This is a genomic window from Pedobacter polaris, from assembly GCF_005116505.1.
Lineage (GTDB): Bacteria > Bacteroidota > Bacteroidia > Sphingobacteriales > Sphingobacteriaceae > Pedobacter > Pedobacter polaris.
Genome location: NZ_SWBR01000001.1, coordinates 849,330 through 862,985, shown reverse-complemented (window position 1 = coordinate 862,985; position 13,656 = coordinate 849,330). Strand labels below are relative to the sequence as shown.

The 13,656-nt window shown below is 32.5% G+C and carries 15 protein-coding genes; 1 reads left to right on the top strand and 14 read right to left on the bottom strand.

What is annotated here, in order from left to right:
• Nucleotides 1-153 precede the first annotated feature (153 nt).
• The 14 genes from FA048_RS03875 to FA048_RS03805 all read right to left on the bottom strand — a co-directional run bounded on the left by FA048_RS03875 (nucleotide 154) and on the right by FA048_RS03805 (nucleotide 11,982).
• Nucleotides 154-666, bottom strand: a complete 513-nt coding sequence (locus FA048_RS03875; protein WP_136838891.1) for a thermonuclease family protein — start codon at nucleotides 664-666, stop codon at nucleotides 154-156.
• 228 nt (nucleotides 667-894) lie between these two features.
• The gene (locus FA048_RS03865) at nucleotides 895-1,401 is read right to left on the bottom strand and encodes a hypothetical protein (protein WP_136838889.1); all 507 of its coding nucleotides are present in this window, start codon (nucleotides 1,399-1,401) and stop codon (nucleotides 895-897) included.
• Nucleotide 1,402: 1 nt separating this feature from the next.
• Nucleotides 1,403-3,385, bottom strand: coding sequence for a J domain-containing protein (locus FA048_RS03860; RefSeq protein ID WP_136838888.1), 1,983 nt, complete (start codon nucleotides 3,383-3,385; stop codon nucleotides 1,403-1,405).
• Entirely contained in the window at nucleotides 3,385-4,365 is a 981-nt protein-coding gene (locus FA048_RS03855; protein WP_136838887.1) for a DUF4407 domain-containing protein, read from the bottom strand. The genes FA048_RS03860 and FA048_RS03855 overlap by 1 nt, the downstream gene beginning before the upstream one ends.
• Nucleotides 4,365-5,558, bottom strand: a complete 1,194-nt coding sequence (locus FA048_RS03850) for a DUF4407 domain-containing protein (RefSeq protein ID WP_225872496.1) — start codon at nucleotides 5,556-5,558, stop codon at nucleotides 4,365-4,367. The genes FA048_RS03855 and FA048_RS03850 overlap by 1 nt, the downstream gene beginning before the upstream one ends.
• Nucleotides 5,559-5,606: 48 nt before the next feature.
• The gene (locus FA048_RS03845; protein ID WP_136838885.1) at nucleotides 5,607-6,071 is read right to left on the bottom strand and encodes a hypothetical protein; all 465 of its coding nucleotides are present in this window, start codon (nucleotides 6,069-6,071) and stop codon (nucleotides 5,607-5,609) included.
• Nucleotides 6,072-6,297: 226 nt separating this feature from the next.
• The gene (locus FA048_RS03840) at nucleotides 6,298-6,948 is read right to left on the bottom strand and encodes a hypothetical protein (protein ID WP_136838884.1); all 651 of its coding nucleotides are present in this window, start codon (nucleotides 6,946-6,948) and stop codon (nucleotides 6,298-6,300) included.
• A 125-nt stretch (nucleotides 6,949-7,073) separates the two neighbouring features.
• The gene (locus FA048_RS03835) at nucleotides 7,074-8,138 is read right to left on the bottom strand and encodes a type I restriction endonuclease (RefSeq protein ID WP_136838883.1); all 1,065 of its coding nucleotides are present in this window, start codon (nucleotides 8,136-8,138) and stop codon (nucleotides 7,074-7,076) included.
• A gap of 9 nt (nucleotides 8,139-8,147) precedes the next feature.
• On the bottom strand, nucleotides 8,148-8,480 hold the full coding sequence (locus FA048_RS03830; RefSeq protein ID WP_136838882.1) for a YegP family protein: 333 nt from the start codon (nucleotides 8,478-8,480) through the stop codon (nucleotides 8,148-8,150).
• A gap of 6 nt (nucleotides 8,481-8,486) precedes the next feature.
• Nucleotides 8,487-8,723: a hypothetical protein gene (locus FA048_RS03825; RefSeq protein WP_136838881.1), complete on the bottom strand. Its 237-nt coding sequence runs from the start codon at nucleotides 8,721-8,723 to the stop codon at nucleotides 8,487-8,489.
• An 11-nt stretch (nucleotides 8,724-8,734) separates the two neighbouring features.
• A complete protein-coding gene (locus FA048_RS03820) occupies nucleotides 8,735-8,941 on the bottom strand; it encodes a hypothetical protein (protein ID WP_136838880.1) in 207 nt (68 codons plus the stop codon).
• Between the two features lie 291 nt (nucleotides 8,942-9,232).
• The gene (locus tag FA048_RS03815) at nucleotides 9,233-9,901 is read right to left on the bottom strand and encodes a response regulator (RefSeq protein ID WP_136838879.1); all 669 of its coding nucleotides are present in this window, start codon (nucleotides 9,899-9,901) and stop codon (nucleotides 9,233-9,235) included.
• Between the two features lie 12 nt (nucleotides 9,902-9,913).
• Nucleotides 9,914-11,551 (bottom strand): tetratricopeptide repeat-containing sensor histidine kinase, encoded by a 1,638-nt coding sequence (locus FA048_RS03810; RefSeq protein WP_225872468.1) that lies wholly within the window; start codon nucleotides 11,549-11,551, stop codon nucleotides 9,914-9,916.
• 182 nt (nucleotides 11,552-11,733) lie between these two features.
• Nucleotides 11,734-11,982 carry a hypothetical protein gene (locus FA048_RS03805; protein ID WP_136838878.1) on the bottom strand — a complete coding sequence of 83 codons (249 nt, stop codon included), beginning with the start codon at nucleotides 11,980-11,982 and terminating at the stop codon, nucleotides 11,734-11,736.
• A 367-nt stretch (nucleotides 11,983-12,349) separates the two neighbouring features.
• On the opposite strand from FA048_RS03805, the gene FA048_RS03800 reads away from it, so the two are divergent.
• Nucleotides 12,350-13,576, top strand: coding sequence for a hypothetical protein (locus FA048_RS03800; protein ID WP_136838877.1), 1,227 nt, complete (start codon nucleotides 12,350-12,352; stop codon nucleotides 13,574-13,576).
• Nucleotides 13,577-13,656 lie beyond the last annotated feature (80 nt).

Here is a 13,656-nt window from a genome sequence, read left to right as displayed (position 1 = left end):
ACAGCTATTAGAGAGATGTCACTATCCATTGTGGTAGGCTTGGTGATAAACCAAAGCCCAATGAAAACAGTTTAATTTCTAGCTCGGGTATGGAGAAAATGGTTGACGGGACTATTGCATTAGGGGAATTAGTATTAAATCTATCAGTAAACTCTATGACTTTCTCCATTCCCAAGGTGCTATTGGATTAATGTCGTGCCAAAGACCTACTTTATTTTTCCTTGCAACTACTTCTAACTTAGCATAAGCCATATCTTTAGAATATCTCTTGAAATGCCAAGCCATACCTTGTTTAATCATTTCTTGATTAACGACTTGCTTTTTGTTATTAACCACAACTGCTATTAGTCTTCGATAACGATCGTATTTCTCTCCATATACTGTTACATTTTGGCCAAAGCACAAGTCTGACAATGCTTTTTTTGCATTAGCCCCAAATGGTTGTTTACCTCTTTTCTCTGGGCAATCGATATGAGCCAAACGGACTTTGATGGGCGTGTTCTTGTATAAAATTTCCATGGTATCACCATCCATAATGCCGATTACTTTGGCGACAAAAGTGTGATTTTTGAAACTTGCTTGTGCCGATAGATGAACCTTATTTTGGCCAAAAGAGAGGTTAAAGAAAAAGCATAAAACAACTAAAATTATTTTTCCCAACCGCATAGTGTCTTTTTATCCTTGTTGGCTTTTTCTAAAGTTGTTTTTACAATTTTATAACTACAATTACTCAATCCACGACAATCGGATTTGTAATGATATTTTTTGGCACTGGGACTATTGCATAGGTAGACTGTAGTTGGGGTTGTTTCTTTGCAGTTGCCGCTGCTTAAGAAAAACAAGAAAAATAATAGGGATTTCATATTGTTCTAATAGTTAATGGGAAGATTATTATTAATGATAAAAAGGAATTTCAACATTAGGGATAAGTGCTCTTAATATCAAAGAAAGCACAGGAGATAAACTAAAAATCAAGCCTATTAACATTATCCCCTTTACTAGGAAGTAACCATAATTATCCTCTTCCATCTCTTCATTTTCATCGGCTTTTATTGGTATGATTTTGCTTAAAAATTTTATTACTAGAAACCATAACATAAACCAAATGAAGCCAATCCCTATAACCAATGATATTGCTTTAATTAGCTCAAAGTAGAATTTTGTAGGCTGGATTTTGACTAGATTGTCTATTACTTCAAAAATTGTGCTTATGATGCTAGAAATTATATTTGCACCAGCCAAGAACATTGCTGCATACCATATCGCAAAAGATATTTTAAGCTTACCATCATTATTAAGTTTTGATTTGAAATTCTTCGTTAAAAAGTAATTTATGAGCATCAAAAGAGTAAATGATGTAATAATGGCACAAGAAATTGTAATTAATTTTAATGAGTTCATATTATTTTGATTTTAAAGATATACGCCAATAGTCTGTATTAGAAAATTCATTTGATAGAATACCAGGTTTAATATTTTGAGCCGTTGTTTCCCAAAAAACATATCGTTGATTATTATATTCATACGCTAGCCCTTCATAAGGTAAATTTATTCCTAGAGTAGAATGCCCATAATGAGCACTACTTAATAAAGCAACATCATAATCATAGTGAGAAAGTATGGTATATAATAGTAAGGTTCTAGTATCGCAATCGCCATTTAAGTTAGCCATAAATTCAACAGGCGTATTAATTCCATATCTTTCAAAACCATCACATCTAGCATCTGGAGTTGATAAGTATTTCGCAGTAAATTCATCCTGATAAATTGATGCGTCACATGATTTTGGAAGGACTAGTGTATAAGGTATGGTTTGCACAAATGAAACTATTACTTCTGCAAAGCCCATAGAGTTTAGTTTATTACTTAATCTTACGGAATCGAACATAGAGTATAATCCATCCAAATTGTTTTTATCGTTTTCTTTTAAAGAAAAAACTATTTTATCGTAGTTGTTTTCACCATCTAAAGAAATATCAAGATTTTCTTTATAAGAATGAGCTTGCTCGAATGAACTTTTTCTAACTGAAAAATCCCCTTCATAAGTTTTTCCACCGTAGTCTTCCCAAACCATGTGATGGGATATAAGAGTGTCTATAATTTTATTGTCAGATAGAGTGTCTAAAACTGGAGTGTATTTAGGATGTTCAATACTTGGTTTTGGTTTTACCTTTCCTTGTTCATTTCTCCTTTGAGTTTTTGTTATAACTGAACCAATTAATGCAAGGATAAAGATTAACCCAAATAGTATTGATGCAATTTTTATTACCCAATTTCCCAATCTAATAGGCAATAGGTTTAATAACCACGGTATTAAAATGAAGGGAAGCAAAAATGCTAGTTGTGGCAATAAGAATAAGAAAAACAAAAAGCTAAAACCTATTCCAATTATACTTCCAAATGACCCAAAGCAACCACTAGAACTTGGTACATTTTTAGTTTGTTTCCAATTGCCCCAATAAGTTGTTTTATTATCATTGTAATAATATTCAGGTCTTGATCTGTTTCCATTCGTCTCTGTTTTTCCAGTTGGTCTAGAAGTAGGTCTTAGATTTTCTGCAATCCAGTTTCCCCAGTATTTACTACAATCGGTATTGTAGTATTCTTTCCTTTGATAGTTTATTCCATTTTCTGTTTTCTGTTCAGTTCTTCCTGTCTCGCCAAAACATTCAGTTACTTCGAAATCTTCCTCATGTAAAATGCTTTTTTTTACATAACCATAAAAAGTTCCTGTAATTGTTCCAAAACTTTCTCCTTCATGTTTAGTTACATCTATAATTTCAGGATTAGGGATAGTGAGGCTTAATATTTCTAATTTATAATTACTAATACTTTTATCCTCATTTGTGACTTTACAATTAATAGGTTGTTTTACCCTTAATGTTATCGGTTTATTTGAATTGAAAATATCTTGAAATTCTTCAGTCAAATTTTGATTATAGATGCCTTCAATTACAGCGTCTGTTTGAGTAACCGTAATTCTATAAAAGGTTTCTCTCAGAATATTTTCTGCTTCTTGTTCATCATGTTTACCAAAGTACTTAATAAAAATTTTTCCTTTTATATAGGTTATTTCATCTACTGTTACAGTTGTGGTTTTTGTATGAGTTCTCTTGTTCTTATTAATTGGGTCTTGTGATTTTGTTTCCTCTTTTACTTTTTTATTTAACAGGTATTGATCATAAGCAAAACGTTCATCTTTATTGCCCAAAACCTCATAGGCCTCATTAATTTCTTTAATTTTATCTTCATACTCCGGATTATCAGGGTGTAAGTCTGGATGATATTTTTTAGCTTGCTTTCTATAGGCAAGCTTAACTTCATCTACTGATGCAGATGAAGTTAAACCTAAAATTTTATAATAGTCCTTCTTAAAGTCGCTCATTACCCAATTAGATTTTTAAAGAAATCTTCCTGAGATAAATAATCCGGAAGAGGATTACGAGTTGTATTAAAGGGGGGATCTAAAAAAGGCTCATGAAAATGAACATTAGATAACTGATATTTTCTTTCAAATAGTGAAGTATATTTAGCCTTAAAATTTAAATATTCATTGACGACTAATTTTTTGTCATTTTCTTTTTTCAATGCATAATATCTACTTGTTCCAGAAATAGAATAAATTAAAAAAATTGGGGTCAGAAAAAGAATTAATACGAGAATAACTATAACGGTTGTTTTTGAATATTTACTAGCGAGCTCTATGCGTTTAATAAAAAAGTTAGAACTTAAAATACTAGCTTTTGCTTTATTATTAGCCAAATCAATTTGATTGTTTATCACGTCAATATTTATATCAATCTTAGCAATTTCATCATCTAAAGTTTCAGATTGGGGCATTGCTTGGTATTTGCTTTTATCATTAAAAAGCTTGTTAAGATCCGTTGAATAAAGATTCTTATTTACGTTGCAAAACTTTAGATATAACTGCTCTTTATATCCCTCTAAATCATTATCTAATTGATGCCTAACCATAAATATTTTTATAGGTTGCGCAAGTAAAAAACCTATCATTAATACAAATCCCAACCTAGTCAAATTGGATAAATTGAAAAATTTAAGCCTGTATTTTGCAGGAAACACTTCTTTTGAGAAGGTTTGAATTAAAAATATGTAGATAGTAAAAAACATCAATGAAAAAAATGAGGAAAGCAGAATTTCTGCGTGCCACATATCAAACATTAAATCAAAAGCATAAAATACAGAACAAAAACTTATTGCCAAAATGCCTAGAACAAGAAAACCAGCTAGATAAAATTTAGGCAAATTATCATGTTCTGATTTTTCAAGAATTGGATAATCTATACCTATTAAACTAACGATTGATCTTCTACTCCAAAACCTTACATATCGTTGTTTAGCCATTACTCTTCACTTAAATATGCATCCGGATTATTATTAATGTCGTTATGCTTTTTATCCTTCCAAGCATTAATTGCTTGATTACTCAAATCACTTTGGGCTTCCAGCAACTGTATTTTCTCTTTTAGAACTCTTATTACTTGATGATTTATTACTAAATCTCTTTCGATACCTTCACCGTCTGGATAATAATTATGCTTTATTTCAATGCCTTTATCTGCCTTAATCAATTCTTTAATATTTTCCTCCATATAGTCATACGGACTCTTAATTAGCATTAATTTAAAAAAGATTGGTGTAAGCTCAATTGTCATAAAAAGAAGTGTTACAAATAATGAGATTACCCAACCTGCCTCTTCATGTGCTAACTTGATCCTTTCTAATAAACCATCTAAACCTGCAGCAACTTTCCCACTTTCCTTTAGTTTATTTAGTTTATCTGCTTCTAAATTTTCAAGGTCCTTTTTTACCTTAATAAATTCTGGATCACTCTTTATCGCTAAAACCTCTGCCTGATTTGAAGCAAGTTGATTTTTGAATTCAACACATTTTAAAGAACATCCACCATGGGAATTTTCATATGCTATATCTGCTTTTCTAACAGTACTAATACTATCTAATCTTGAAATTCTATTAAGCTGCTCTCGAATAATATTCTGTTTCTTATCGATTTCACCATTTGCAACCCTTTCAATTTCTGTTTTATACAATTGTTCTTGCTGAATTTGCTTTGCGTGTAATGCAACATCGATTTCTGTTTTAAACATTCTTATCTCCACTGGTTTTGAAATTGTAAGTGCTATAATTGCACCCATAATAATCCTAGGTAAGGCGCCTACCAATTCTTTTCTCGTTATTGCCTCTGTCCCGTCACCTTTACCTGTTGAGGTAACGATGAACCTGTCGATATTGAAAATGATTGCACCCCATATTATACCAAATACAATTGAAATTAACGCTGTTGGGATATGAGTTGGGTCATAATTGCTTTGAATTCCCTCAACGGCCTTAAAAGAGTCTATCGCGTTTCCTTTTGGAGCAAAAATAGTATAGAAAGCATATCCACCTGCAATGGCAGCCATTACTCCAGTTGCGATAATAATACCTCCCAAACAAACATATTTAATTTGATCTCCGTATGTGCTCCTCTCTAAAATAAAACGATCAGCACCAGCTGCCTTCCAAAAAAGGCGCATAAATTTGCTTGACTTTGGGGATTGATAAAATTCACTGTTCATGAGATGTTAATTAGGGTATGAAATATTTATTATGGTTTTGATTTGTTTTGTCTCTACAATTTTTGCTTTAAATGAATTCATTTTAAGCTCTGAGAATTTAGTTTTTATATTCGGGATACTAAGTTTGGCATCAAATTCCGTTAGCATTGAAACAGGGAATTCTATTGTGTCATCTATTACAACCCCTTTTAATTTTATTGAATACTTTCGACTCCTCCATGAACCATAAACAATGACCTCTATCTTATCATTGTTATCTGCCAAAGCCACATATGCTGAACCGGATTTTAAAATGGATTTAAATTTTATGTTTTTTATTTTTAAACAAAAGGCATTTTTCATTTGCCAACTAAAAACCAAATAGCATTTGCCCTCAACTATATAATCAGCATAATCGAGTTGAGAAAAAACTGGGCTTTTAAAATTGAAAGCATTCTTTATCCAAAGCCAAATGAGGTGCAATTGTTTCATTGTAGGGGAACATTAAAATCAATAAATATTACAATGCTAGAATAAACCAGAATTCTATATTCAATAGTTGAAATCCATATACTGTTGCACAGTATAATCTCAGTAAGATTTTTCATGATTGAGAGTCGTTAAAAAATGTTTACGTATTGTTATTCAGATATTTATAAATATTATGTTTTTATTTTAATAAACCAAGTTTTAAAATTCTAACATTATTAGAATCGATTTAATTATTAAAGTCTTCCTCACTAATTCCATTAGAATTAAAAGTATTATCGGTCGATCCAGAGGTTACATCTAACCGTAAACTAAAACTTGGAATATTATATCCTTCGTTAGTAACTTGCCTATTAAAGTCTAATGTATCCTCTCCCTTTTCATATAGTGCATTTGCTAAAAATTTGCCTTCACAAATACCATTTAAGGTTCTCGTAAACCAATTGCGTCCATAGGCAATTTTTAAATAGTAAGTCCCTTCAGGTATATTTTTAATACTATAAGTATTACCACTGTTAATATAAATATACCTAATACATCGATCAGAACTTAGTGACATCACTTTAACAGCTACATCTGTTCCTCCTCCAACTGTTACAGCAAGTTCATTATCAAGATTTCCATATTTGGGCGTATAATTATAACAATCTGGCATAATTCCATTGTTAATACTTGCTTTATCCCAACCCTCTTTTATTAATTTTTCTTCTTCTGTCAAAGTAGGTGTAGTATTTTCGACCGTATCTTGTTCTAATTTTCTAGGTCTAAATTGGTCAACAATTTCTCCTTGTTGTGGAGGATTTTGATTGGTTTCATTCGTATTACAACCGTAGTTGACAATAGTTAAAACTAGTAAAAGGCTAAACGATATTTTTTTCATTACAAATTAATAAAATATGGAAACTCGCTGATGCTCTTTTTATATCCAAAATGAGGAGATTGTCTCAACCTTATATATGGCAACAACCTCCTTCATTTTTTCTGAGCGTTTAATTTATTTTTCTATCAATAATTAGCCACAGTCTGGTGCAATTGTTGCCTAAAACCATAAATCTCATCCAAACTATTCAGCACTTGCTTTTCTCCTGCATCTTTCCCTTTATGAAATACCTCTATATATTTATTAATGGTATTGAAATGGAAACGACAAATTGGTTTACGGTTATTATCATCTAGCAGTACGCCAAAGTAAGATTGCGTATCTCTTGGTGAAATTCTATCAGCAGGTATCTTTTCTCTTAAAATGGCCTTCACAATCTGAAAGGCTTCTAACTCTTCATTTGTGGTTACAACCTTAACAACCTCATTATTTAGATCGATTGAATTTGTTTTACCATCATCCTTATTTTCAATTTTCTCATTGATATTTAATGCAGACTTTAGTCGGTCGCTGATAGATTCATTGATGGAGATAGCTAACGCCTTTTTTGCATATTCTTTAAATGCAATCATTCTACTTGCTATTAAAGGCTTGTCGAAAAACCTATTTACTAAGAGTTTAACTAATTCATCAGATGGATTTTCTATTTCTTTTTCAAATTCTTTTCTGATCGCCTTGATATATTTTAATGCCTCAGCAGAGTCAAGAATAGTCTCTAAATTATATTCAGTTTTGGTAAAACTTTCTAAGATTTTAATTGAACTGTCTTTCAGATCCTCAATATCTATGGTCAAAAAAGGTTTCTCATCCATGATATTTGGTTTCTCTAAATCTGCATAGAAATTGTAAACGGTTCCATTGGTTAAAACACCAAACCTTGCTTTAGAAACATGATAATAACGATGCAGTTGCGAGTTGTGGGCATCAGCATTTTCTTTCCAGTGTTTACATTCGAAAATCAGAATAGGTTCGTCATTTTTTCTGATCACATAATCTACCTTTTCTCCTTTTTTGGTGCCGATGTCGCAAATATGCTCAGGAACAACTTCTGTAGGATTAAAAATATCATAGCCCAGAATCTGAATAAATGGCATTACAAAGGCATTTTTGGTTGCCTCTTCTGTATTTATCTGATCTTTTAAACCATTTACACGTTGGTGCAGCTGCTCTAGTTTTAATTTGAGTTCCATCGTTTTCAATTAGATCGTTTCATCAATAATCAATGCCTCTGGTGCATTATTTTTAACGGATTCTATTCCATTGTATCTGCCACCTGAAGAAGCATACATTTGGCTTTTTCCAATAATTTCGCCATTACCAGCCTTGAGGTTAAAATAGTAAAGGTCATTTTTTGAGACTTTTCTTTCATAGCGAGAATCTGTTGGCGCATTATTTTTTACAGACTGAATACCATTTTTACAACCTGCTTTATTTGCATAACCTTCGCTTGTTAAAATAACTTGTCCATTTGAAGCTTCCAGATTGAACTGATATTCTTCATTTTTTCTTTTGGTGATTATAAATTTTCCCATTGTTTTTTAAACTTTTATGATAAATAATATGAGCGCTACCAACAGACCTGAAAACATAAATACTGTGAGACAGCCTCTTGATGTTTTATTATATACCCTGTTGTATGCTGCCCTTTTAGGATTGGTTATCCAACCCCATCCTCTAGGCGCTTTCAATCCTAATTGATGACGCACCACTCTTTTTAATGAGGTTCTTGCTGCAATTCTCTTTTTGAGTGAAGGAGTTCTGAATCCAAATTTCATGACTTTGCCAATTAACTCGTATGGCAGCTATCAGAACAATAATAACATCCATTGGCTTTAGTATAACTTTTTTTAGCTTCTGCAACTGCACCAACGCAAGAGTGAAATACGCCTAGGTATTTTCTATTTTGCATGTTTGGTAAATATTTGCAGAATTCGTCATGCACTTCATGATCTCCATTACTTTGTGCTTGGGTGTTTACATAATACTTCTTCATGATCTTGTTTTTTGATTTATATGTCAAATGTAGATTGAGGAAATATTTTTCCCTTACGGGAAACCGTAAAGGCTCAAACTATTTTTGTTGCGTAAGCAAAAGGATAAAGACTAGCAAAGTAGATGTAGATTTTGCTTCGCAATTAGGCAAGTCAACGATAAGGTTTCATGTAGCCACAAATAAATGAGGATTGCTTATAAAGCAACCCTCACATTATAGAGCGTAATTATAAGCAAGAAAATGATGGTAAAGCAGAGATCCTTCAACAAGCTCAGGATTACAAAATTAGGATTAGATGATTTGATTATCCTTACAATGGGCAATAAGCTGCTCGTTATTTGAAATATTAAGTACTGTTTTAATAGTGTTTAAACGTTTCTCTATACTACTTAAACCTGAAGGTTTAATGTTGTTTTTTTCTAGGTAAAACGGGATATCTTTTTGAGGCATTCCATTAGCCAATAGCGAGACAATTGTTTTATCAAAATCTTTAAACTGAAACTCATTTTCTTCTTTCGAAGCCTGTTTTAGATTTGGTGAAATATATTTATTGTTTTTTATAATGGTCTCTATGGCTCGTTTCAAATCTTTGGCATCATGACGTGCCTTAGGCACGTACGCATCAACACCTAAATCTTTAACTAATGACCGAGCGATAGTCGCCCTGTTCTCGATAGAGAATACCAGAATTTTTAAACTTGGTTGAATCTCTTTAACCGCTTTAATGAGTTCAACACCTCCAGAAATCTGTTGAGGCATATCTTCATCAAAAGAAAGATCGGTAATGAGTAATTCATAAGGTTCGCCCTCACGTAATGCCTTCTTTATGCGATTTAAAGCATCATCACAATAATAAACGTAATTTGAATTGTCATGCACAATATCAAGCTCTGATAATGTTTTTTGAACAGAAATACTCACACTCTCGTGGTCTTCGGCAATTAATACTTTTTTGAACATACTTACAGGTAGTTAAGCAATTGGAAAAGAGATTAGAATTTTCAATCCCTTTTCAACATTTGTGTCAAAGGTAATCTCGCCTTGAATATGTTTTATACGGTTTCCCGTATTGGTGAGGCCATTTTTATATTGAACCTGTTTGGTTATGCCAATACCATTATCTCTATAGTTAATATGGATTCTATTGTCTTTTTGTTTAAACCCAATATCAACTTGGGTAGCATGGCTATGTTTTTTCATGTTTACCATCAGTTCTTGAAGGATATGTTCAACCTCGTGCTTAACCTGATTGTTTACTTTTGCCCATAAGTCTCGTGAATTTCCTTTAATTGTTACTGTGGTGTTTTTGGTAGTAAAGGAGTTGAGTAAGTCTGTTATTTTATCTTGAAAGTTTATGGGTTTAAGTTCTTCAACTTCATAAGAGATATCACGAGATTTCTGATACATGTGATCTAACCTGTCTAACATTTCTTCTTTATCTAGCCCTTCTTGGTTTTCAATCTCTGTCATTACCCTATATAATCCATTCGCCACCACATCATGCACTTTTTTAGACGTTTTAAGCTGGTTTTCTCGAATGGTATTTTCAGCCTCTAATGTTAGCTTTTGCTTTCTTTTTTTATACCAAAGGATAGCGATAATTGATCCAGTAATTAATATTAAAAATGTAATACCAAATAATATCTCTCGTCTTGCTATTTGATATTTCTTTTCAGTATTTTCTTTTTGAAGTTTGAGGTTTTCTAACTTGTTTTGTTGTGCATTATAACGGATAAGCGCAAATTGATTCTTATCTGCACTATAGGATATTTCTACACTGTCATCTAATTTGTTATAGATTTCAAAGTATTTTTTTGTTTCCTTATTAGGGCTCAGTATAATAAGCTTTTGGAGTGCTTGTAACTGATCGTTTGCGCTATTAAGTCTTTTAGCAACAAGATACATTCTATTAGCATAATAAAATGCAGAATCTAACCCCTTCCTAGAATAGTAGTCTGAAAGATGAGAGAAACTAGCATTTTGACCTGAAAAATCATTGTTAATAAGACGAATACGAAGAGCTTTGTGCAATTCTGGCGCAGCATTAAAGTTAGGATTTTGTAGCCATTTTGTATAGGCAAAATTTGATAATGTCCTTGAAAACTCTTCCTGATTAAGATCCTCCTTTAAAATATTTTTATAAATTGTTAACGACTTATCATAAGCTTTGGTTCTTCGGTAAGCATTCGCAAGATTGTTTTTCAAAGATAATATTAGCCCAGGAACTTTAAATGACAAAGCTTGTTGATAGAAATCAATTGCTTCGTCATATCTTCCTAAATCTTCAGAAATAAGACCAAGATTATTGAGGTTGTGTTGAATATAAATCTGATGTTTTAAATTCTTTTTATCAAAAAAAGGAATTGCATTTAATGAAAATTCTTGCCCTCCAAAGTAATCTCCCTTCTCTCTATAAAGTATGCCCATTTGCATTAAACATTTTCCAACTCCAAGGCGGTTTTTTTGAAGTAGAAACAATTCCTTTGCTTTATTAAAATAAAAAAATGCGCTGTCTGGTATTTTTGCTTCTTTATAATCATACGCTTTATCGTAAAATACATTGTGCTGTTGTTTTTGCTTGATGGGTTTATCATCGGAGCAAGAAAGCAAACTTAGTATTAAGAGGATTAGTATTAAATTAGAGCGATTCACGATAATGAGTTTAACCCAAATTAATAAAAATAAACCAAAGTGAATATAATAGGCTAATTTTCTTTTGAAATAGATATGAAATAATTACTTGCAAATTTTTTAAACAAAAAAAGGCGATAATATATCGCCTTTTTCCAATTCTATGGTTTTGGTGGTGGAGGTTGACTTCCTTCTCCCCCTGTACTACCACCGCCTGTTCCGCCACCTGTACCAGTACCTCCGCCTGTTCCAGTGCCACCACCTGTGCCGTCGTCACCTGGATCGGGTTCGCCTGGTTCACCCGGCTCATCGCCAGTAGTGCTAACCATTGCTGTATTTGTATGATAATTAGTCGAGTTAGATGGACACACTAATCCCAAGAAAAGTGCAATAAAATAGGGTATAAACATGATTCAAAAATTTAGAAATTGAAATACTATGTAGTTCCCCCCGACCGTTCGAGGGGTTTACTACGATTGTAAATCAGAAGGCCTTCTGAAATTTTTGGGAAGTGTTTTGAGTGTCAATCACGGGAGCTAATTACTGCTTCCCAAACCGGTTACTAACCACCGTGATATCTGCTCATTATTTGAAATCTGTTTCGTACATTTACTATAATTGAGCAAACGACTGTTCCGATTTCTAAAGCAAAGATGTGGGTTGTAACTCGCTTGTTATTAGGCAATTCTGATGTTTCCTTTAATTCCGATAGAATTCCGGAAAACCGTAATAATTCCGAAAATTCCGTCTTATTTTTACATTTAAATTTTTGAGAAAATGCCTGAGGATTATAGAAAAGTAGTATTCGAAGCTTACGAGAAAAGAAAATTAGAAGGAAAACTATCGTCAAACTTATTAGACGCAACTCCCGGAAATTTGAGGGAAGAGTGTCTTATTGTATGTCGTGAAAGATACACTCCTCAAGATCACGAAATTCTTAGATTATTCTTTAGCAATGGGGATAAAGAAAAAGGATATCTCAACATTCTTGAGAATACTGCTGCAGAAACATTTAAGCAAATGTCTAACGTTCTAAGAGGAGGCGTTAAAAAACCAGGGATTAAATACTTTGAACTATTGGCTTGGCTGATGGATTTTCACCCTAAAACAAGTACTGCATACTACAAGAGTTTTTACGAAGTACCGAAAGTAAAAGATGCATCAGTTATTGAAGAAAATCTAGAAACAAATCATGTTAATGGAGAAGTAGAAGAAGTTTTTAGTAAACCCGATAAGGCTATAGCCATAGAAAAAAACGAAACAGGCCCTTCTGCTTTAAATCAGCCTCAAGAGATAACAGATGACGAAAAAGATAAACCGACTACCCCAGTAATCATATTATTTGGTGATAGTGAAGTTAAAGGGGCAGAATTAGAAAACCCTAAAGATCTGTCTAATATTGACGTATCACTTGGCAATCTAAATCCCCCAAGTCAACACTCTGAAGAAACACCGGGTAAACAATCATTGTCAAATAAGAATATTATCGTTACTGGGATTATTGTGTTATTTATTGGGCTTAGCACTTTTTTATTCTGGCAAGATAAAGAAGATAGAGAAACAATTACCAAAGATGAAAAATGTATGTTTTGGACTGGCGATCATTACGAGGCCACGCTTTGTAATCAAAAAACTAATGCACCAAAAATTGACTTAAACATTCAAACACTAAACGGTTTAAAAAAAATTACCCAACCTGATACCTTGACTCAAAACTCACTGGGAAAAGTTTGGTATGCTACAATAAACAATAAAAAAGAATTTTTTACTGACAGCGGTATGCACCCTGTAGATACGGTTAAAAGATTAAAACCTTTAACACCATATATACTAACTAATTATGTTTCTTATTACAGATACCTTTTAACTATTTTAATATGGTCTATTTGCATAATTATTTCCATTGTTATTTTAGTTGTAGCATTAGTATACCAAAAAAGAAGATACCGCATAAGGTTGGGAAGTAAAATGAATGAAAAAGGCTACGACCAGCCAGTGAATTGATTATAGATAAGTACTCAAAAAAATAATCGATAGATATAAATGCTTTGGTAGCAATACCAATGAACTGTTACTACACCAGT